The sequence below is a fragment of the Spirosoma harenae genome (genome assembly GCF_054776975.1).
The window spans coordinates 242,542-265,074 of the sequence record NZ_BAAHBD010000054.1; the positions used below are offsets into that span (position 1 = coordinate 242,542).

General features: G+C 48.7%; 15 protein-coding genes. 11 read left to right on the forward strand and 4 right to left on the reverse strand.

Going from position 1 to position 22,533, the window contains the following annotated elements:
- Window positions 1-192: 192 nt before the first annotated feature.
- On the reverse strand, window positions 193-957 hold the full coding sequence (locus tag ACYVE4_RS33235) for a hypothetical protein (RefSeq protein WP_461044729.1): 765 nt from the start codon (window positions 955-957) through the stop codon (window positions 193-195).
- A 578-nt stretch (window positions 958-1,535) separates the two neighbouring features.
- On the opposite strand from ACYVE4_RS33235, the gene ACYVE4_RS33240 reads away from it, so the two are divergent.
- The 4 genes from ACYVE4_RS33240 (at window position 1,536) to ACYVE4_RS33255 (ending at window position 6,710) form a co-directional block, all read left to right on the forward strand.
- Window positions 1,536-2,159 carry an RNA polymerase sigma factor gene (locus ACYVE4_RS33240; protein ID WP_461044730.1) on the forward strand — a complete coding sequence of 208 codons (624 nt, stop codon included), beginning with the start codon at window positions 1,536-1,538 and terminating at the stop codon, window positions 2,157-2,159.
- 12 nt (window positions 2,160-2,171) lie between these two features.
- Entirely contained in the window at window positions 2,172-2,843 is a 672-nt protein-coding gene (locus ACYVE4_RS33245) for a hypothetical protein (RefSeq protein WP_461044731.1), read from the forward strand.
- 443 nt (window positions 2,844-3,286) lie between these two features.
- The gene (locus tag ACYVE4_RS33250) at window positions 3,287-3,745 is read left to right on the forward strand and encodes a hypothetical protein (protein ID WP_461044732.1); all 459 of its coding nucleotides are present in this window, start codon (window positions 3,287-3,289) and stop codon (window positions 3,743-3,745) included.
- A gap of 283 nt (window positions 3,746-4,028) precedes the next feature.
- Window positions 4,029-6,710, forward strand: a complete 2,682-nt coding sequence (locus ACYVE4_RS33255) for a CHAT domain-containing protein (protein WP_461044733.1) — start codon at window positions 4,029-4,031, stop codon at window positions 6,708-6,710.
- Here the strand turns inward: ACYVE4_RS33255 and ACYVE4_RS33260 are convergent.
- Both ACYVE4_RS33260 and ACYVE4_RS33265 read right to left on the reverse strand, forming a co-directional pair.
- Window positions 6,637-7,344, reverse strand: a complete 708-nt coding sequence (locus tag ACYVE4_RS33260; protein WP_461044734.1) for a hypothetical protein — start codon at window positions 7,342-7,344, stop codon at window positions 6,637-6,639. The two genes, ACYVE4_RS33255 and ACYVE4_RS33260, sit on opposite strands and share 74 nt — an antisense overlap.
- A 29-nt stretch (window positions 7,345-7,373) precedes the next feature.
- Window positions 7,374-7,928 (reverse strand): RNA polymerase sigma factor, encoded by a 555-nt coding sequence (locus tag ACYVE4_RS33265; protein ID WP_461044735.1) that lies wholly within the window; start codon window positions 7,926-7,928, stop codon window positions 7,374-7,376.
- 184 nt (window positions 7,929-8,112) lie between these two features.
- Here ACYVE4_RS33265 and ACYVE4_RS33270 point away from each other — a divergent pair, with 184 nt between their 5' ends.
- The 3 genes from ACYVE4_RS33270 (at window position 8,113) to ACYVE4_RS33280 (ending at window position 10,067) form a co-directional block, all read left to right on the forward strand.
- Window positions 8,113-8,310, forward strand: coding sequence for a hypothetical protein (locus ACYVE4_RS33270; RefSeq protein ID WP_461044736.1), 198 nt, complete (start codon window positions 8,113-8,115; stop codon window positions 8,308-8,310).
- A gap of 126 nt (window positions 8,311-8,436) precedes the next feature.
- Window positions 8,437-9,363 carry a hypothetical protein gene (locus tag ACYVE4_RS33275; protein ID WP_461044737.1) on the forward strand — a complete coding sequence of 309 codons (927 nt, stop codon included), beginning with the start codon at window positions 8,437-8,439 and terminating at the stop codon, window positions 9,361-9,363.
- A gap of 29 nt (window positions 9,364-9,392) precedes the next feature.
- Window positions 9,393-10,067, forward strand: coding sequence for a hypothetical protein (locus ACYVE4_RS33280; protein ID WP_461044738.1), 675 nt, complete (start codon window positions 9,393-9,395; stop codon window positions 10,065-10,067).
- 11 nt (window positions 10,068-10,078) lie between these two features.
- On the opposite strand, the gene ACYVE4_RS33285 is transcribed toward ACYVE4_RS33280, so the two are convergent.
- Window positions 10,079-11,701, reverse strand: coding sequence for a M48 family metalloprotease (locus ACYVE4_RS33285; protein WP_461044739.1), 1,623 nt, complete (start codon window positions 11,699-11,701; stop codon window positions 10,079-10,081).
- Window positions 11,702-11,860: 159 nt separating this feature from the next.
- Here ACYVE4_RS33285 and ACYVE4_RS33290 point away from each other — a divergent pair, with 159 nt between their 5' ends.
- The 4 genes from ACYVE4_RS33290 (at window position 11,861) to ACYVE4_RS33305 (ending at window position 22,417) form a co-directional block, all read left to right on the forward strand.
- Window positions 11,861-15,088 (forward strand): tetratricopeptide repeat protein, encoded by a 3,228-nt coding sequence (locus tag ACYVE4_RS33290; protein WP_461044740.1) that lies wholly within the window; start codon window positions 11,861-11,863, stop codon window positions 15,086-15,088.
- Between the two features lie 331 nt (window positions 15,089-15,419).
- On the forward strand, window positions 15,420-17,483 hold the full coding sequence (locus ACYVE4_RS33295) for a caspase family protein (protein ID WP_461044741.1): 2,064 nt from the start codon (window positions 15,420-15,422) through the stop codon (window positions 17,481-17,483).
- Between the two features lie 82 nt (window positions 17,484-17,565).
- The gene (locus ACYVE4_RS33300; protein WP_461044742.1) at window positions 17,566-19,305 is read left to right on the forward strand and encodes an OmpA family protein; all 1,740 of its coding nucleotides are present in this window, start codon (window positions 17,566-17,568) and stop codon (window positions 19,303-19,305) included.
- A gap of 124 nt (window positions 19,306-19,429) precedes the next feature.
- Window positions 19,430-22,417, forward strand: coding sequence for a CHAT domain-containing tetratricopeptide repeat protein (locus tag ACYVE4_RS33305; protein ID WP_461044743.1), 2,988 nt, complete (start codon window positions 19,430-19,432; stop codon window positions 22,415-22,417).
- The last annotated feature ends 116 nt before the right edge of the window (window positions 22,418-22,533 follow it).

The following is a 22,533-nucleotide window of genomic DNA, read 5'->3' on the forward strand; positions in this document are numbered from 1 at the left end:
GATAGCATAGTTCAAATAATAGAGAAATAGTGTAAAAAGCTAGTATTTAAATGACCAACGGCAAACATCCAGGTAATTATCCTGATTTGGCCCAACTCCGTAGTAAGCGGAAAAGTCGCGAAATGAACCGTATCCGATTCGTCAGCCTTGAATCTTTCGGGTTACACCGCCGATTCTAGCCAGAATTAGCTCTTATCGCCGGGCATAATCAAAGGAAATATCACCGCCGAATTCGTCCTGAAAATGGCCGGTGATTTCCTGGCAATTGTTTAGAAGTGTGAATTCGCCTGTCACATTGCCATTGAAGATAGTGAGTTTATTGCCGTTTTTACGAAGCTTGCCATTTACATCGCGAGCCTCAACCTTCCCCGTAAATTCGAAGGTATTTCCCTGTTGATTAAACAAACGCAGATAATATAATCCGTTCATGCCTGTAAATCGACTATTGTTCAGCACGTTGCAGGCATCCAAAACGAGATATCGACTAACCTGATCGTCTTCCACTTCCAGGCCTTTATTACGGGTAATAGTGCTATCGACGGCAGTAAAGGATGGTAGGCGCCCTCGTTTCTGTTCAATTTGTACGAAGTCGGATTCTGATACCTCAACCATCTTTTGTAGGCTATAACCGTAAAAAATATGTCCAGATGCAAATAGAGATATGATTACTAACCCCAGAAATGTGGCCGCTGAGCCGATCGCGTAGCGGATCAGGCCCCATCGTAAATCAGGCTGGCTATGCCAACAGGATAAGCTCAATAAGAGTATGCTGACCAATAAGGTATATCCCCAGAGCGGACCCGCCTTTAGTGGAATAAACGCATCGACGAGGGAAGCAACTAAAAAACCGGGGACAAATATCAGTCCAGTGAGGTAAGCCAGAAGAGCTAGTGTAGTACTAAGAATCCGTTTGAGTTGAAAGGGTGTGGTTTTGTTGGCAACATTTTGTTGGTTCATGGTTTCTTCTCTTTATTAACAGTTTTGTCTGTTATGCGAAAAGAGCCAAAATGTTACACGTTCAGAATCACCAACAGTTCCCAACACATCATAACCAAGGTTTTCTACTAATTCAACTGGGTTGCGCTCCGATACGTATCTGCCCAACCAGATTTAGATTGTGTTAGAATCGGGGAAGAAAACCCGTGAGTAGTAGCGAGTAGGTACTGGCAGATCGTTGGTTTCTGTATGATTTATTCCGGAAAGCTGAAAACGTAATGCATGTAGTTCAATTTTTTCGCCAACGCTGTAACGTTTGGACGAGATGACTATAAACCAGTACGATACCCCCACAGGGTCAACGGAATTTCGAAAGGAAGATGGTCGAATCCAGTTTGTTAAAAATATTTTTTCAAAATCATGTAACATAACGGCTAATCGGATATAAAGGAATACTAACGTCCACATCAGGGCCAGGAACATGGTGGAGATAATTGCTCATAAGACTCTCATTTTCTTGGTGTTTTGGTGAAGGACGGTGGACCGAAGCTAACCGGATTGTTAGAACGGCTTATTGTCAAAACCATCTTTTTATTCCTATGGCAAATACCATTTCAGGCTCCAGAAAAACAACCTGGAGCAATGAATACGAACTAATCGAGGCCCTCATTCAAGGTAACGATGCTGCCTGGAGGCAGGTTTACCTGGAGAACTGGCCATTCATAAGTAGCTATGTGCTCGGCCAGGGGGGCAGCGATGACGATGCCAGAGAAGTGCATCAGATAGCTATGGTTACACTAAGTAATAAATTGCACACCCTACAGGTTAGGATACGGACCTACGCGTTTGCCGTTGCCAAATACACTTGGTGGGATATCAATAAGAAAAGAGGAAAGAATATTCCTTATGAACCTGACCCACTGTATAATGGCGATGGGGAGGAAGAAGATGATGCACTGGATGGGCTGGGGTTTATAGGGACGGATGGCGTTGAAAACCCGTTCGATTCGAGCGAACTACCATCCATAGATGAAGTACTCGACTATATCAAAACGATGGACAATCCCTGCCGCGATTTGTTGCTGGATCACTATATGGGGCAAATCAAGTACGAGGAAATGGCAGAAGAAACCAATCAGAAAGCCGGAACCCTCCGACAGCGAGCCAAACGGTGTTTGGCGGAAGTAAAAGACTATTTTTTAAATCGAAACAAAGATCAGTAAACTACATACGTAATGAACTCACAAACACGCAAACAGCAACTGCTCCAGATGTATGCCGAGCGCACTCTACAAGGCGACGACCTGGTCGAGTTTCGCCATCTGGCTCAAACTGATCTCGAATTCCGGCGCGAAGCTGAATTGGAACGCCGAATCCGACAGGCCGTCCGACAGGGGCAGCACGAGCGACTCCGCGATAAGTTTAATCAGTATCATACCGAGATGCTGGATAAGGAAACTATTGATACCAACGAGGGGGTATTCCAGCTATTTGGCCGACCCGTACCAATGAAATGGGCAGCCGCAGCCTCCGTTGTAGCCGTACTTACGCTCAGCCTGTTAGTCTGGCAACTGAACCGAATGCCTGGCACTGACCTTGCCGACCAGGGAAAACCGGCTACCATCACGCAGCAAACCATAACACCTACTTTTGGCCTTGCTGGTGCCGACTCCGTAGAAACGTCTTCCACAACAGTACTGCTTTCACCCGGCCCTGCCAACCAACCGCAGTACCGATTCCGCAACGATACGCTGCAACTTTACGGCGATGCTTTCCGTGCCGAAGCGCTGACGCTCATTGTCCACCCATCCGCCGATTCGGCTACTATGTATCAGATACGGGTAAATGATACAGTGTATAAGCTAAATAAAAACGCGACCTCAAAAACGGATTTGATGGGAAAGTAGTTACCCCGCCAATGAATTTACACAGGCGTACCCTTATAAAAGGTACGCCTGTTTTTATGTGTGTCAGTACTGCCTGGTCTTTTGATTAAATATAGGTTTACCCTCTTCGCACTCAGGCTTTTGTTCTAATCGAGTAGGGCAAACTTGGAGACTGGATAAAAGAAACTAAGCATTTCGGCCTCATTCACACGACTGGCTGGTTATGAATAATCTACTTTGAAGAATTTATACGACAGTTGTAGGCGCTATACTAGCGCAAAAGCAGGTTTTAGTGGATTTAGTCTGGCTGGGGCAACACCACTAGTCGATACAGGAAAGACCAAAACGCTGCTGGATGAATAAAGGAAAATTTAATTGGGCGTTGATGTAACGTTTAGTGTAGCAGGGCATTAACAGATGTCAGGGAGGTTCTCTGACGGTTCTCACTAAACATTTCATTGTATATGAATCCGTCCTGTTTCTTTCGTCCGCTTGTGTTATGGGGGGCAATGATGCTCCTGATCGGTTTACTGACTCAATGCTCTACTAATAAAGAAAGTACCCCTCCTTTTAAGGGCAGTGATCGGGATGTTAACTCGTATGCCAGCCAGGTGGTGCCACAATTGATGGCCCGTTATTATCCAAACACAGGCAGTGAACCGATTTATGAGGTGCACAATTGGGAGTATGATGCTGATAGTCAGCAGTACACGATTAATATGTCGGGTTACTGGAATGGGCAAAGCTGTATGTTATGTGGCGATGCCTGTCGTGTAGGAGTACAGGGGAATCTCTCTGTAGGTGTTAATGGTGGTAAATACAACTTTGAAATAACGGGTCTAAATGATTGCACCCGTCAGCACAATCTGACCGGCCTCGTGTTGGGGACAGTACTGGAGATAGCCGCCAACAGCGAAAACTAAATGTAGATTAGCCAGACGACAGTAGGAAGGGAAGTTTTCCTTCCTACTGCTTTGTTTACCGATCAGGTGTCCGCCTTGTTTCAACAATCATTCCTTCATTAGATTTTGGTGCAATGGGCATCAGCAGGAACTCTCCCTGAGGATGGTGCCTGCCAAAGCCGTTGTGGACTGGCCCGGAATTTATTATCAGTAAGACACTTCCTCAATCTATAAAAAGTAACCGTTTTCTACGAAAAAAAATGTTTCCCTTGTACTGAAAGCTAATGGATTAGTAGCTTTGGTAATGATCTGTCGCATTATTCTTGGCATTGTATTCGTCAGTGGATTGTGGAGAAGCAACCCACTCTGGGCACAGTCTTCCAGGGCCTATCAGTTTTGGCAAAAAGCGCAGAGCATATTGAGCACAAACCCAAAAAAAGCACTTAGCCTATATCAACAGGCATACGACGAAGCTCTTCGCACCGGCCATCCTGATTATGCAGCCAGCACCTGTGTCGACATGGCTACCGTCTATTATCTCGATGATCAGTATACACCTGCCATTGCTATCTGTCGGCAGGGGCTAGGCCTGGGAGGAAGGAACAAGTCACTCTCCGATACCACTCGGTTTAAACTGCTTGCCAGCCTGGGCGAAATGTTTCATCAGACAACTAAACCTGATTCGACCCGGCGATACTGGAATTTAGCCGAAGAAATGCTGGAACAAATTCCACAGATTGCCCAGCAAACCCCACTTTATGTAGCCGCCTATTATGGAAATCGGGCTTTGTGGGCTACTGAACAGAGCGACTATGGACTTGCCGAAACCTATCTTCGAGAGCGAATCAGTTTGTTGAATAAAGCACAGTCGGTGAGGAGCCGGGCTACCGCTGAAAATCAACTCGCTTTACTGTACTGGCGGACGACCCGTTTTGCGGAAGCTGAGCGACTATTTCGAGCTTCGTTGAGTCACTATCCGGCCCGCGATATTACCCGTGGATGGCTTCTGGTAAGTGCCGCAGACTTTTACCTCAAACAACAACAACCCGACTCCGCCCAGGTCCTGCTTCAACAAGCCACTCGCATTCGCAACAACTTTGCCCAACCTAACCCCGAATTTGATCGGTACGTCTGGCAGGGGTGGGGGCAATACTATCTGCAGCGAACGCAGTGGGCTACAGCTGAAACCTATCTACGTCGAACGCTGGCACTGGGCGCAGTCACCAGCAAAACGGGTACATTGCCAGCCTACACCTGGCGCCTGTTGAGTCAGCTAGCTCTCCGTCATCGGCAAAATAGCAAAGCCCTCACGTATGCAGAGGCCGCTATTGAAGCCGTAGGCAGAGGCTTTTTAGAAGAAACGACCCGACCAGATTTAGACAAGGTAATCAACGGCCCCGGATTGATTCAGGCACTCCGTTGGAAAGCCGATTTATGGCATCAGATAGCTCTCCAGGGCGGTGGTTCTACCGCCTTGCAGCGGGCCATTCGCACCTATCAGCAAACCTTCTGGCTGACAGAACAGTGCCAGTGGGCTTTTCGGTCTGAACTATCTAAACTGTTTTTGCAGCAGGAGATTAGGCCTGCTTTTCAGGCCGGATTGGCCGCTGTTTACCGACAATGGACGCAGACCCAAAAAACAACTGATTTACGCTTGATTCTGCAGATACAGGAGCAAAGCAAAGCCGCCGTCCTGGCCGAGCAGCAATCGGTTTCTACCGGTTCGGAAAAGCTGGTAAAACCAGCGTCTCCGTTTATCGATCCGATGCAACTACGGTCCCGGTTACCAACCAACGCGGCCTTGTTGCACTACAGCCTAACCTCCAATGGGCTATTATTGACCGTGCTGCGCTCCTCAACGGTGACAGTTCTCAACCTCCCTGTTCCTCAGAATCAACTCCGCACACTATGCGATTCGTTGCAGCAGATGATTGATCGGCCATCCGATCCATTCCCATACGAGGGTAATGCGGTTGCACACCAATTATATCAAGCCCTTTTTGTACCTGCTTTGCCTACATTGACTGGCATTTCCCGATTGATAATCGTCCGCGATGGGATGTTGCATCGCCTTCCGTTTGAGGTTTTGGAGACTAGTCGCCAACCCGGTAGCTACCTGCTGCGTCGTTATAGCGTCGGCTATGCCTATTCTGGCCGTACAGCGCTTGGCCCAGAGCCATTACAGCCCCGCACAGATCCCTCAGTACTCAGTATGGCACCTTTTGCCCCTGATGCGGCATCTTTACCTACCCTTCAGCAACGAGGCTACGATCTACTCGATGCTTCACGGGCGGAGGTGAGTGTGTCTGGCGGTACCATTTCCCTCGGAGTAAATGCGAGTAAACAGGCATTTCTTGAATTGATATCGCGCCATAATCTGATCCACCTGGCCACCCATGCACAATCGAATCCTAATCCAGCCCAGTCCTATATCTCGTTCTTTCCGTCGACAAACGCCCATCGGCTTTATGCCCACGAAATTGCCCGGTTATCGCTAACCCATCTCCGTTTAGCCGTGCTGAGTGCTTGCCAGACTGGTGTCGGGCGCGTTCATGATTCAGAGGGTCAGCTGAGCCTGGCCCGCGTTTTTGCACAGGTAGGATGCCCGGCGGTACTGACCTCACTCTGGAAAGTTAACGACCTTTCGACCACGCGGTTGAGTGCTTTGTTTTACGAACGACTTCGGCAGGGACAGCCCGTTGATGTAGCCTTACAACAAGCCAAACTAGCCTTTTTGGAAAAAGAAGGCAACGTTGGAGGATTTGCACCGCCATTCTACTGGGCACATCTGATTCTGATGGGACAAAATACGCCAATCTACCCACCACCACTTGCCTTTAGTATAAACCGATGGTATGAATACCTGTTGCTTGTGTTGGGTATAGTAAGCTTGGGAGTCGTTGGCTGGGTGATTAGTCGACGAGTTTTTTCCAGCCGATTTGCCACTGTACCCTCAACCGATCAACGGTACGAAGCGGATAAATAGGTTCGCCAGAAGCGACCAGACGTTGGTAAGTTGCATAGGCATTATCAGGCTGGTTGTTCTGTAAATACGCATTAACCAACTGCCATTCCACTGCCTGACGAAAATAAGGGCGTAGGTCGGGTATGGCAAGTGTCCGTTCAAAATAAGGAATGGCCAATGCAGGCTGACCATCTGCCAGAAAAGTCTGGCCATCAAAAAAATCGCGGTAAAAAACCTGTTGCCGGGTCGTCAGAGGAGGCTGGCCACTAGCCGAATCAGGGCGCATTTGTCGGAGCAGGGTTAAATCCTGCTGATAGGTGCTAATATCTACAGCACTAAATAATACCCAACAGGCCGCAGAACAAACAACCGTGAGTGTAGCGGCTCCCAGACGGATACGCCCTCGCCATTTTAATCGGCGTGATTCCTGCTGCACCGTTTGTTTCACCAGTCGGCTCAAGGCCAGTTCGCGTAGCGTACGATCCGCTTCTCGCCAGGCTTCAGCTTCGGCCAGAAAACGAGGATCAGCAGCCATCTGTTCTTCCACACGCGCCCGCTCAGCTGCCGAGAGCGTTTTTGCGTAGTATCGTTCGATCAGTTCCCAATCTGGGAGGTTGTGCTCGTCTTCCATTGGTAATGTGCTTTCTGAGTTCATTTTTTATTGGTGTGTAGCTAATACTATATTCAGGTCAATCTATTTAGAATATCCCGTAACTGGCGTACGCATCGGTGTTTTTGTTCCTTAGTGGCTCCGTAGCTTTTGCCCACAACCTTGGCGATTTCGGTTAAATCCAGCTGCTCAAAATAAAAAGCCTCCAGAATAAATCGACAGGTCTTATCTAGTCTGGCTAAAGCCCCTTCCAGCAACTTCAGGTTGATTTCAGTAGCCGATTCTTCTTCCTGTGGAATGTCTGCCGGAAAATCCTCGGTGGTCGGCCGATTCTTGCGCTTGCGTAACTCCCGAAGCCACTGATTATGAGCAATTGTCCATATATAACCCCGTAAACTGGTATCCGATTGCTGTGTGTATTTGCCCTGACGAATCTGTTGCCAGACCAGTACAGCTACCTCCTGAAGCAAGTCTTCCGCATCGGCCGGTGATCCACTATTTTTTAACACAAACTTAAAAATAAGGGGGCGGGCAAGCTGAGTGAGCAATCGGGTTCCTTTTTCAACCTTAGCTGGCTCATCGGACCCAAGCAACGCAATAATCAGGACATCGTTTTCGGCCTGTGACATCGGAAAAGTTGGCTGTGGCGGTAGGTGCTTTATCCTTTATACCGGCTTCCTGAAAAAAGTAACAAAAATTTTCAGCCCAGCCTGTTATTTTTTTTCAAAGACTGCAATCTCTCATTGAAAGTCGGTTCCGAAGCTTTTCGGACGTCCCGGACCGGCGAATTGTCAACTTTTAATCTGCACGACGATGCGTAAGCTCATGTTTGGGTTAACGCGGGTCCGTCTGTGGTCAGGAATTGCTATGTTGACGATGAGCCTGGGAATGGGAGCATGCCACCAAATGGATGTTGCACCAACTTCTACCACCTCGTCGGATTCAACGGCGGTTCGTACCCACGGAGATGATGATCCGCCCGAAAAGCCCGGAAAACCAGGAGGCAACTAATCCGCCCGGCCACGTTACTCAGGGAGTAGCGTGGCCTTTTTGTAGCTATACGTCTGCTATTGTTTGGGTTAACCCGCAGAAATCGATTACTTTGCCTTCGGCAGCACACCCTGTCGAAGCGGTTTTATGCAACCCAACCAACCCGATAAAGAACAACGTTTACGCGAAGCGCTACTAGTTATCCGGCAAACACTCCAGAAGGAATTTGCGATGATTCCGGTGGATAACCACCTGCCTTTGCTCAAATCTACCTTAGAGGTTTTTGAACGAACGCTCCGAATTGCCCAGAAAAAAAAACTAACCCTGCCTGCTTTCGCCCGACAGATTTTCCGAGAACAAGCGCAAATCTGGTTACTCCGTAACGGACAAACCCGTGAACAAAGGGCCTCTGAACAATGGATCTGGGATAAAAATGAGACTGGCCTAAGCGCTTACCTGCGTCATTATTCCTTCCGGACAAACGATGTAGTAGCCGACGTTATTTCTCAGACCTTCCATACTTTCTTTCAGAATGTGCGCGGGGGAAAGCCGCTAATAACGCTATTGCAGGCCTATCTGGTGAAGATAGCGAAAGGGAGAGCATTGCACGAGCTGCGAGCGGAACGAAAGGCCGATAAATACGGAACGCGAGTACAACTCCAATCACTGGCGCAGACGTTTATCGATGTGGACGATGCTGAATTTGGCTCTCTGCGCGTGCCAATTCCCATGGAAAATGAGGACGAAGAAAGCATAACGCTATCGATTGAGGGAGAACTCATTTCTGTGCCGATGAAGTCCTTTTTGCAGTTTTTGCAGGAGTGTCTCGAGCAATTAGGCGCGCAACGGCAGGAGGCTATCCGATTGCGATTCCGGTTCTTGTCCGATGCCGATCTGGAAAGCATGGGCGCGGATGAAGTGACCGAGTTCATATCCGGGAAAATGAACAGCAAAGAAATTGCTGACGCTTTAGGGTATGCAAATGCGCAGGTTGTTAATACCCGGACAAACGAAAATGTCAAACGGCTTCATACCTGTATTCAGACTAAAATCCGGAATAGCGAGGGTGAGTAGCTATTAATTTTTTAACGCAATGCAATCCGATGATTACGGACGAAAATAAATACGAAGTGATCGACGCTTACCTGCTGGGGCTGCTCAACGAAGACGGCCGTCGGGAGGTGGAGCAGAAAATGGCCGACGATCCGAATTTCTATACCGAAGTAGTGCTCCAAAAAGCGCTGATGACCGAACTGGATCGGCAGGAAACGAATGAAACGAACCAACTAATTGACCAACTTCTGGCTGAAGAAACTTTACCCAATCAACTTGATAACGAGCCTGATAAGGATGTGCCAGTGATTCCAATCGGTCGGGAACAGCAACAACCTTGGTGGAAAGAACATTGGCTTGAGTTAGCAGCTAGCATAGTACTTGTTCTAGGTTTGGGTTGGTTTGGCTACCGGGTATTGGCTCCTCCGACCATTACAGCCAGTATTCCCTATCGACAGCAGGTATTTGGAGGTTTCGGCGCAGATTCACTTACCATCGCGAATCCACGTCCAGTTACATTTGTGCATAAACTATTCGGAGCGCTCGAATATGAAAACGGGCCGTCCGGTCTGCGGCTCTATCTGACCGATCCTCCTGGTGACCTGAAACAGTGGCTGCTCTCCGATGATGCCACGACGGGTGGCTTCCGACTCCGCGCTCCAGATGGGACAGTTTACAAACTCCTATCCGACACGGCTGGCGAACGCAAGTCACTAACAAAATAATTTCTACCGAACTACTGTCCTTGCTCATAAGCCAACCAGCCAATTAGTTCATCAGCGCGGTATTCGAGCCAAAGACCCGACCGGATGGTACCGTACCCTAGCCAAACCGTTTGTCTGGCACCGGCTACTTCGCGCATGGGAGGAGCAAACCGGGTCGTGAGCGTTTGTCGAGTGCTGCCAATGGGCAATCCTGGTAGCGACTGCACTGTTGAGCGGACAAGGCTGTAACGTTTTAAATCGGTGTTCACAAAACTGCTTACTTCGTACCGAGTCAGGCTGTCGGTAAGGGTGTACTGGGCAGAAGTGCCGATCAGCTTACCTAGCGATCCGACAGCTTTGCCCTGATTCCAGTTGGTGGGGGGTTGGGGTTGCCGTTTTCTGGGGTTACTCGTTGTCTGATTTGAGGATGCAAAAAGCTGCTCCAGCCGAGATACCCACTTCGGTTTAGCCATGTTCTCATTGTATGAAGCCCGATAGGCTCCCAGGCGTTTGGCTTCGTTAAAAAGCTGGAAAGCCGACAAGGAGTTATCCCTGGCAGATTCGGTAATGGCCATCATCAGCACAGCATTGGCGGGGCGTTTGCCTGAAGTGCTGAGCATGGGCTGTAGGACGGCGCGAGCCTGGTCTATATGATTCGACTCGCTACTCAGAAGTTCAACGATAGATAGGTTAATCTGAGCGGCTTCGTACTGGGGCTGACTAGTCAACGCTCCTTTAAACAAACGGCGGGCCTCGGCCAGAAGTTGCTCATACTCCTCCTTCTTGCCGCGTATTTTGCTGGTTAACAACCTGTTTTCGGTGTCATATTCTACAGGGAAAGCGAACCGTAGGAGGGGGTTGTCTTTAACGGTACCCATCAGCGCAATGGCGTGATTTAACTTCACAACCCCCAGATTATTATAGATAATGGGAGCCGGATAGCGGTTAAAGACTTCGCTGAGGGCCGCGTAAGCAGAGCGATAGTCCCGTTGAAGGTAGAAAAACTCCGTCAGTTCACACCAGTGAGCCAGTTCGCGCACACGCATTGTCGTATCGGCGATCATTTTTAATCGCTGTTTACGCGGGAGATAGCCAGCCGGCTCCCGCTTGTGCAGGAACAGGTCATAGATATCAGCATAAATGCGGGGCGCTACTGTAAACGCATCATAACCCGAAAAGTAGGCGGCAAATACCCCCGACTGATCGGCGATTGCTTCGAGATTGATGCGGTCCGTCGATTTGGCACCCTGCACGGTCAACGTGGAAAACTGAATACCTGGTTGGCCGTGATGATGGTAGTGATGCGCCATTTCGTGACCCATCAGGCAGGCCAGCGCATCGCGGGAGCGACTTCCGTAGGTCTCGCAATGGGTTACTAATTCTTCCATAACCACAATCTGCGCCTTCCCTCCCAGGGAATACGGCTGATAGTAGATGCTCCTGAGCGAATCCCCTTTGCCTTGGGGCAGAAACTGAAGCTGCAGTGGCATAGGAGTACCGCCATTAGTCAATTTGGGTTGGGAGTTACTCAGGATGCGACTTAGATGAGCCATCATCTGCCGGACCCGTTGTTCGCGGACGGCAGGAGAAGGTTTTGGCGGGGGGAGAAACGTAGGGAAGGACAGTAGGGCGTGGACGAAGAGAAAAAAAAACATAAATTTTGGGGTGGAGAATGTTACTTTTTAGTCGAAAGAGGAATAGAGTATCAAAAGGGCTTTCTGCTGTTTATATCCACACGGTTAAAAGCGCCCTTATTCCTCCGGAATTTAGGGCGCTTTATATACAAAACTACACTTTTCCAGTTCTATTCGGATATGACTACGCCTGTGAATCTGAGATGGCTACGCTCTGTAGTTGTGCTCGGAATATTGTTCCTGCCGCTCTCCACCTACGCCCAGATTGACCCAAGTCTGCTTGCCGCCATCCGCCAGAACAATCCCCAGACTGTAATTGCCGTCCTGCGTGCCGGAGTCAACCCCAATGCTACCGACTCGCTCGGCGCTACACCCCTAATGTGGGCATGCTACCAAGCCGACACGGCTGTTGTACAAACGCTTATTAAAGCTGGGGCCAAACCCGAATGCCAGGGGGTGATCCGCACGAATAGTAGCACCTACTACGGCAATCTTACTGGGCTTGCTGCAGGACTCAACAAAATCTCTCTTCTGCGTTACCTGCTCGAAACGCTCCAACTCCCCGTTAACGAGCCGGAATACAATCCGGAAACCAAACAGAACGACGGCTGGACACCTGTAGAATGGGCAGCCGCTAATGGGCACCTTGCTGTGCTAACGTACCTAGCCGAAAAGGGGGGCAATTTGACCATAGCTAACGGAAACCCGATGGTGTTAGCTATAAACAACAACCGAACCGAGATTGTCGCTATGCTAATAAGCCGAGGTTTAATGTTGGAGAAAATGCATTCTAATTACAATAACGTTGTAGTGAACTATTTTAAGCAACTCATCCCAATTGCTAAAATATTTGAAAAAAAAGGGCAATACCATCCGGCCTCTTTAGCTTTTGAACAGATCCGTATCATATACGGCGAACCTGTCGATAAGCAGGACACAACGTATGCAACCTTACTGATCAATTTAGCTGGCGTATATCAGCTAATGGGTCAGTATGAGAAGGCATTGCCTTTATATGAAGAGACCAAAGGGATTTACCAGCAAGTGCTAGGCAAACTGCATCCAGACTATGCCACTAGTCTCAATAATTTAGCCAGTTTGTACCAACAGATGGGTCAGTATGAGAAGGCACGGCCCTTGTATGAAGAAGCTAGAGGGATCTACCAGCAGGTGTTGGGTACACTGCATCCGAATTATGCCACTAGCCTAATCAATTTAGCGGGCTTGTACGAGTCGATGGGTCAGTATGAGAAGGCATTGCCTTTATATGAAGAGGCCAAAGGGATTTACCAGCAAGTGCTAGGCAAACTGCATCCGAATTACGCCACTAGTCTCAACAATTTAGCCTATTTGTACAAGTTGATGGGCCAGTATAAGAAGGCCTTACTCTTGTTTGAAGAGGCCAGAGAGATTCGTCAGCAAGTATTAGGCAAAATGCACCCTAACTATGCCGCTAGTATTAATAATTTAGCTTATTTATACCAGCAAATGGGTCAGTATGAAAAGGCACGGCCCTTGTATGAAGAAGCCAGAGAAATTTACCAGCAAGTGCTAGGCACACTACATCCGGAGTATGCTACAAGCCTTACCAATTTAGCTTATTTATATCAGCTAATGGGACAATATGAGAAGGCATTGCCCATAATACTTCAAGTCTGCCAGCAATACCGTTCTCAACTATTAAATCAGATTGGTATGCTAAATGAATCGGCTATTGGTGAGTTTCAATACGAGTTTGACCGAAGTGATTTCGTTTACTCCTTCACCTATAAAGTCAAGGGGCAGGCGTTGGCTGGACAGCATTATACCGATGCTCTACTTAGAAAAGGAGTGGGGCTGCTGGCCACCCAGCAGCTCAACGGCTTACTGAGTCAAGCTCGTGACACGATCGTGCAACGACTGGCTAGTCAACTCCATAACACACGACAGAGGATTAATCAGCAACTTAATCGGCGTCTGACAGATCAACGAAGTGTGGATTCGCTACAGCGATCGGCCACTGCATTAGAGCAACAATTAGTGCTGCGTCTGCCCGAATATAGGCAAGCGTTTGAAGGATTACGGGTGGAGTGGCCGCAAGTGCAAAAAGCGCTCAAGTCTGATGAGGCTGCTATCGAATTTGTGCAGTTTGACTACTACAACCGCCGGCTTCGTACGGTTGATGGTAAAAAGGTCTGGCAACCTGGCTGGACGGACAGCACCTTTTATGCTGCTGTGGTGCTACGTCCTGGTTGGTCGACACCCCGCTTTGTGGTCCTGGCAGAGGGGCGTGCACTGGATAAATGGATAGCCCTCAAGCCCGGAGAAGATCGACGGGCAGGCTATATAGATCGGCTTTATACAGCCCCTGACCGGGGCGGGGTGGTCAGTGCAGGCAATGGCAAACCGCAACCCAGCCTGTACGCTCTCATCTGGAAACCGCTGGACAGCCTGCTCACGGGCGCAAAGCGGGTTTACTACAGCCCGGCCGGGATGCTCCACCGCCTGAATTTGGCCGCCCTCCCCATCACGTCGGCACAACGGGTAGGCGAGAAATACCAGCTTACACTCCTGTCTAGCACCCGTCAATTGGCGTTGTCAAACTCATACCAATATGGTAATAAACGCGCTCTGTTACTGGGAGGCATCACCTACGAGCGCGATACCACTGCCTATCGGAAGGCCAATGCCCGTTTCCGGTTGGCCCAAAGTCGCGATGATGAGGTGGCTACCCGTGCCAGCGAAACGCGGGGAGCAGCCTGGAACGAATTAAAAAACACTGCACCAGAGGTTCAGGCCGTTAGGGCGCTGCTGGCAAGCAATGGCTATCAACCCGACACACTTACTGGCTTGCGCGCGTCGGAAGAAGCCTTTTACGCTATTACCCAACAACCCGAAGGCTCGCCAAGGATACTGCATCTGGCCACACACGGCTTTTTCTACGAAGCACCAAAGTCTACCACTGCCATTCAAAAAACGGATGGAGGCAGCGATACCTTCGCGCAATCGAAAGAAGCCCTGATACGGTCAGGGCTGGCCCTAGCGGGAGCTAATGCGTTCTGGCGCGATGGGCAAATCACGCCTAACACCGAAGACGGCATCCTGACAGCCAACGATGTGAGCCTGCTCCGCTTGAACCAGACCGAACTGGTGGTACTAAGCGCCTGCGAAACAGGTCTGGGTGATTTGAAAGGCAGCGAGGGGGTATATGGTCTACAACGAGCCTTTAAGATGGCTGGCGTACAAAACATTCTGATGAGTCTCTGGCAAGTACCCGACAAACCCACTCGGTTACTGATCCAAAGTTTTTACCGCGAGTATGTCAAGCCCGGACAAACCGTTCGCTCCGCCTTTGATGAGGCTGTCCGGCAACTACGCGAACAGTACGAGGAGCCGTATTTCTGGGCAGGGTTTGTCCTCGTACAGTAATCTCAGACACTCAAAAAAATAGATAGTTCTGTGTAAAGTTTGGTCTTTTCGATCATAAAGTGAATGTAGGACCGAAAAAGCCTGTATTTACATGACCTTCAACATGCATAAAGATGCGGCTTACTACGCCTGAAGATAGACTCCTGAACTATCTGGCCAGGATAGGTGAGTAGTTAAATGAATGCAACGTCATTAAAAAAAATGCATTTCCTGTTACTTTTTGCCTGTAGGTGGAATGATGGAATAAATACCATCGTCGAATGGGTAATGGGCAGAAGACTGGTCCAGCTTTCCTGCTTTTTGCGTAACTAGTACCTTTTACGACTTGTTTATGAAAGCATCTCTTCTCCTGTTGTGTTGCCTATGTTTGGCTGTCTTGGGTTGGGCCTATGCGCCACCAACCAAGCGTGCTCTTATCATAGCTATTGGTAACTATCCCCAAAAAACGGGTTGGTCAACGATCAGTTCGTCAAATGATATTGAACTGATTAAAAAAGCACTGGAACGACAAGGTTTTGGCGATAAGAATGTCGCTGTCCTTAAGGATAGTAATGCCAATCACGACAATATTGTGAAAGCCCTGAAAGAGCTGATTGACGCAGCCCAAAAAGGTGATAAAATCGTAATTCATTTCTCGTCGCACGGTCAGCAAATTACAGACGATAACAACGACGAATCGGACCGCTATGATGAAGCAATTGTTTGTTTCGGCGCCCCTGAGTCGTCCCATCACCCCTTTGAAAGCTATAAAGGAGAACAACACCTGCGCGACGATGAGTTGGGTAAATTGCTCGATGAGCTTCGCCAAAAACTAGGCTCAAGTGGTGATGTACTGTTACTGGTCGATGCCTGCCATTCAGGCACCATCACACGGGGAAGTACGGCCCGTTTGCGGGGGAGTTCACGCCCGATGCGACTGAAAGGTTACCACCCCAGGGCCAAAAAGCCTGCCAATCACGCCTTTCTGTATCAGAAGCCCGTTAGCCAGACAGGTGTAGCACCTTACGTAGCTATTTCGGCGGCCAACGCGCACGAAGCCAACTCCGAATGCTGGGTGGGTCGCACACCCTATGGCTCCCTGTCTTACGCGTTCAATCAGGCGTTGATACATGCGCAACCGGGCGAAAGCTATCGAGCCATGTTCGCCCGGATTCAGTCGGTGATGAAAGCCAGAGTACCGGGGCAAACGCCCCAAATCGAAGGTGATGTCGACCGGCGGTTGTTTGGTGGCGATGTGGTTGAACAGGCTAAATACCTAACCGTTTCGAACGTGAGCGATAACGGTAGTCGACTCCGCATCAATAGCGGACAACTGAATGGCCTTTTCGATTCTAGCCGCGTGGTCATCTGTCCGGGAGGGACACAAAGTCCGCTGGCAAGTAATATCCTGGCAACAGGAATCGTACTGAAGAGCACACCTGCTTCGGCGGAAGTGGTACTAAACCGACCCTTACCTGGGAGCAATTCTGCCAATTACTGGGTGTTTGTTACCGAATACGCATCGGCCGATTTGACGGTCAATATTCAGCTGGATAGCCTGCGCAATCCGACTCAGCGAACTCAGGTGCAAACCGAATTAAAGAAAAATAAGCTGGTACGTTTTATAGCTGGCACTGATTCGACCGGTAGAGGAGATTTGTACATAAAAGCCCTGAACGGTGGCAGCCAGGTTCAGTTTTTCCGGAACGATGGTACCCCGCTGGATGCCCCGATACCAATTACCCAACTGACGCAGCTATCCCAACAGATGCAGCGCTATGCGCAAAGTCAATATTTGCAGCAACTCAATTTGCGGGGAAATGCCAATGTTCAGTTTTCTGCCCGGTTGATTCCGTTGCGGCCCGGTGGTAAAATGCCTGAAGATACCCTTGCCGACGCATCCCGTTTCTATGTCGGATCAACGCTGAGTTTTGTGGGCAATGAACAGGAAAATTCGGCCTTCCTTTTTACGAACACCGGATCGGTAACGCTCTACTATACCGTGCTGGATATTATGCCGAATGGCAAAGTGGAGGTGCTCCTTCCTTGTCAGAACGGTCCCAATTGCCAGTCCGATCAGCCTTCTAATTATCGGGTGAATCCCGGCGAGTCTAAATTAGCAGGCCGTACCATCGCCTTTAGCCCGCCTTATGGGAAAGAGACGTTTAAAGTCTTTGTTACTACTGAGCCTGTCGATCTGCGTGATGTGGTAGGAAATAACCGTGGGGCGTCTGCCACGAGGGGATCAATGCAACGGCTCAAACGCTTATACGACGACACGAATGACATGGGGAAACTGGGCGTTGGTACGCGTGGCGGTGTATCGCAGTCAATCCCTGATGAGGCAAACATCGCTACACAGAACATTGAATTTGAGATTCTTAAGGAGCGAAGCACTAATTTACAGAAGCATTGATTCGCGCTTGTATAGTTTTGAATGAGTAGTTGGTGAGTAAAAAAAAGTATACTGTTTATTACTATTAATTGACTAATTCTTTATGAGAAAAATTTATTTAGTAGGGTTATTGATCTTCGTTTCGCTGAGTTTATGTACGTTCTCCGTCTCAGCACAACAGGCAGCTTCGTTTTTCAATGAGTTTATTCTCAACAGATGGATAAAGAATGAACCCATTACCACTAGCTTTCAGGATGCCGTTAAATACTCGGAACTGGCAGATAATTTTGGAAATGGACAAAAATTCAGAGCCATGCATCGCCAACCCCGATCGGGTACAAACGCGTTTGTACTGAGGCCTGGTTTTTATGAACTAAAAAGTAGGAGCTATTGCCTACGAGCAGGAACACACGGCCCAAGTTCGGGAGATGGTTATTTATTCGCGCCTTTGTTGGGTCGCCAGAAAGACATTGTTCAGGAAGTACTGACTCGTTCAGAAGTACATTCTGAAATTGATCAGAAAGACGTCCAGGTGCTATTGTGGGCAATTATTGCTCGGTGTGACTTCCGGTCAATGAATTCGCAAATGGTCAGTGTCGCCCAAAGATTGATGAAACCAAAACATATGGCCAGGCTGAATAAAGGAATGATCCTGGATTTGGCGTTGAGTACCATCAATTCGCCCCAGCTAACGGCCAGTGTCAGGAGCGTCTTGCAGACCGAAAATCAGATTCGTAACCTTGTTGGACAGTCTCGCTCCAGTTTTCAGGATTTGGAGCGGCTGGCTGTTCTGGCTGGCCCGGCCAGAGTTGATAATCCAGAATATCGTCGGGGCCGATGGGCTAAACACCCCGATGGTTATTATGTACGCTATTTTCCCCAGAATTATAGTCATACAATTGTTCAGGTTTACGTACCAGAATCGGTATCTAAAGTTGAATTTGATGCGACTAACGACGTAGCCGTACCAGCCAATACCGGCGCTCAACGTCTTGGGTTATCGAATGTACCGTATGATACGACCGGCTACGAACCCGAAATGCCTCCAGTCATTGCTCAGAATGATCCGGTTGAACCGCCGAAGACAAAGCCAGAGGTTAAACCAGAAGTCAAGCCCCAAACTGGTCCTTCCAAACCGACCACTTCTACAACTCCACCAACGTCAACGTCGTCAGTGCAGAAGCCTGTAACTCCGCCAGCGATGCGAAGTCTGTGTGGAAAAGTCGTTGACGTACGAACCGGAAAGGCTATTGCAGGAGCAACTATTACTACGAAAGGGCAAACCCTTACAGCCGATGACCGGGGACAATTCAGTATGCCGAATTTACGTCTGGAACAGGACTTGAGCCTGACAGCGGGCGCCGAAGCGTACGAAAACTTGACAATGGGTGTCCGAATCGAAGCTGGAAAGGACTGCCAGCCGATTACAATTTCCTTGCAGCCTATTGCCAAACCGCAATCCAGCACGGCCATTGCCCTGGAAGAAAGGACAATTCGGGAAGGAGAACGCTTTATCATGGATAATATTCACTTTGAGCAGAGTGAAAGTGAATTACTACCGGAAGGGAGAGCAGAGTTAGATAAAGTTGCGTCCTGGATGAAAAACCATGAATCCATAAAGATTGAACTTGCTGGCCATACTACAGACGAAGGTGAGCATAAACTGAATGTTGAATTATCAAAAAAGCGAGCGATTGCCTGCAAAAAATACCTGATGCAGAAAGGCGTCAAATCAAAGCGGATCAGTACGAACGGCTATGGACCAGATAAGCCAATTGTACCCCAAGGATCGGCAGAAAAAGCCCTGAATCGACGGGTAGAAATGACTATTACACAAGCCTAAATGGCATTTTTACTGATTTAAATTCACCCCTCATACCTGACAAGTATGAGGGGTGAATTTTTTCAATTTCCATATGAATGTGTCCTATTTACGATACTTAAATCGCTTTACTTCTGTCCTTATTATGCGTATACCGTTCTTTTTACTAGGCTTCCTGATTTCGATCTCTGTGCTGGCTCAACCCTCAGTTCCGGATCAGCTGATTCAGCAATTTCAGGAGCGATATAATGCCGGGGAATTTACGAAGGCTTTGAGTATTGCCCAGCGACTTGCCAGCCTCTATGAACGGAATGCAGGCAGGATGAATCCCGAGTATGCTCATGCACTTGGCTTGATGGCTAACACCTACGAAAGTCTGGGAGAGTATGACCAAGCCCTGTTGGTTTATCGGGAATGCCTCACCATTCGGGAGAAGACATTGGGTAAACAAAGTAAGGATTATATCATCACGCAGAATAATCTGGCAATGTTATTTGTCAATATGGGTCGTTATGACGAAGCCTTACCCCTTTATCAGCAGGCAAATGTGGGTATCGAGCGACTTATCGGCAAAAATAATTCTGTATACGCTATGAACCTGAATAACATTGCGGGCTTGTATCAGAAAACGGGTTTATACGATAAGGCACTCACACTATATGAGCAGGCGGCAACCAGTATTGAGCAAGCGCTTGGTAAACAAGATCCAAGCTATGCCATTTGCCTGGGCAACGTAGCCAATGTGATGGTTGAAATGGGACAATACGATCAGGCGTTGCCACGCTACCAGGAAAGCCTAAGCATTACGAAAAAAAGTCAGGGAGAAAATCATCCTGCCTATGCCTTTAGTCTCGACAATTTGGCCGGATTGTACACGAGTATGGGGCAGTATGACAATGCACTAAGGCTGTACAATCAATCCTTGCAAATTCTCGCCAGAACGCTGGGCCAGGGTCATCCCGACTATGCTCGCGGCTTAAATAATCTGGCAGACCTGTATGGCAATATGGGGCAACATGAAAAAGCCTTGCCACTTTTTCAGAAGAGCCTGACGATGACTGCTCTGACGGTTGGGAAGCAGCATCCCGACTATGCTATTGGATTAAGCAATGTTGCCAGCGCAGAAGCAAAATTAAAGGCGTTTAAGCAGGCCGTTCCCCTGCATACAGAGGCTTTGTCGCTGATGGAGACTTTGTATGGTTCTTCGAATCAATTCACGGCTTCTGTGTTGAACGATCTGGCCGTCGACTATATGTATCTGGATCAATATGAGAGCGCATTAGCGGCCTTCCAAAAGAGTTTATCCATTACCGAACGCACGATAGGCAAACAACATCCCGAGTATATCAATAGGCTGAATAATCTGGCACTTCTGTACAGTAGACATGGGCAAACCGAAAGAGCGGTTTCTTTACTTACAGATGCCAGCCGTCTCAGTAGAAATCAATACCTGCGTGACATTTCTGTGCTTAGCGAACAGGCAATTAGCCAATATCGGCAGAAGACGGATGCCAGCTACTTTAGTTATTCACTCCAAACGACCAATCCTCGACTGGCATTGGCTGGTATTAATTATAACGAGGCCTTGATTAGTAAAGGGGTGAGTTTACTGGCAACACAACAACTCCAGCAACAATTAAGCAACACCACCGATACGTCTATCAGCAAACGGTACGAAACGTTTCTGCTACTGAAAAGCCAACTAGGCGAGCTATACAGCAAAGGCACTGCCCGACGGACCTATATCGACTCACTGGAAAGGCGCATTGCTGCTCTTGATGAAGAGCTTCGGCTTAACGTGCCCGACTACAAAAAGGCCTTCGAGGCACTTCGTGTCGAATGGCCGCAGGTACAGCAAAAACTCCGGCCTGACGAAGCCGCCATCGAATTCGTTCACTTCACCTACTGGAATAAGCGCCCTACCGATAGTACCTATTATGCTGCCCTAGTGTTGCGCCCTGGCTGGAAAGCTCCTCGAATGGTGTTTCTGTGTGAAGAGCGTCAGCTCGATAAACTGCTCATGGGTAGCAGTGCTTCAGCGCCAGCTATTAACGAGTTTTACCGGGGTGGGGTGGTCGGCGTTACTAATCAACAGCAGCTCACAGGTGGGCAAGCTCTCTCGCGACTGATCTGGCAACCGCTGGCTCCGCTACTGGTGGGAGTACGTTCACTGGTGGTGTCGGCTTCAGGACGATTGCATCAAATCGCTCTGGCTGCCCTCCCCAATCTTGCCGACGCCAGTAAACGTACTTGCCTGGCAGACCGTTTCGATTTTCAGCAGGTGGGTAGTACTCGATCCATTGCTTTACGCGGCAACGAACCGGCAGCTTTACTGTCCACACGATCACTCAGCAGTAATCTCTATGGGGGTATCGTATACGATTCTGACAGCACTATGCTGACCAGGCAACCACGTGCCAATTCATTTGTGTCGCACCGGATAGGACGAGGGACAACTAATCGGCTGGAGTCGTGGATCTACTTGCCAGGTACCAAAACGGAAGTGGAAGGCCTTGGTAAGTTGCTGCCTGCTCCCCGTACAACTACTATAATGGGACTGTCGGCTACAGAAGGTAGTATAAAAGCGTTATCTGGCCATTCCCCTGCTGTATTGCACATAGCTACGCATGGGTTCTTTTTTCCTGATCTGGTAAAGTCCGAAACTGGCGGGCTGGGTGTCTCTGGTGCTGAGCGTACACCATTTGAACAGGCTGAAAACCCCTTGTTTCGGTCGGGACTAATTATGGCCGGAGCTAATTATGTCTGGAAAGGGGGAACACCCATTCAGGGCGTCGATGACGGTATTTTAACGGCCTACGAAGTGTCGGGACTTGACTTGAAGAGTACCTATTTAGTCGTACTTAGTGCCTGCGAAACGGGTCTGGGTAAGGTGCTGGAGAGTGAGGGCGTTTATGGACTGCAACGCGCTTTCCAAATTGCCGGGGCCGACAAATTACTGGTGAGTTTATGGCGTGTATCTGATGTTGAGACTGCGCAATACATGCAATTATTTTATCAACAACTATTAAAAACACGCTCGGCTCCCCAGGCCTATCGCTTCGCACAAAAGCAGATGCGGACATTGTATCCTAAGGAACCATATAAATGGGCCGCTTTTGTGCTGATTGAATAAGGACGTTATGACGAAACGAACAGCGTCGAAAAGCCCATTCACTGATTCAACAATACTTAATACTGCTTCAAAAAAGCCACCGTTCGGAAAGTGCTCCAAACGGTGGCTTTTTTAGT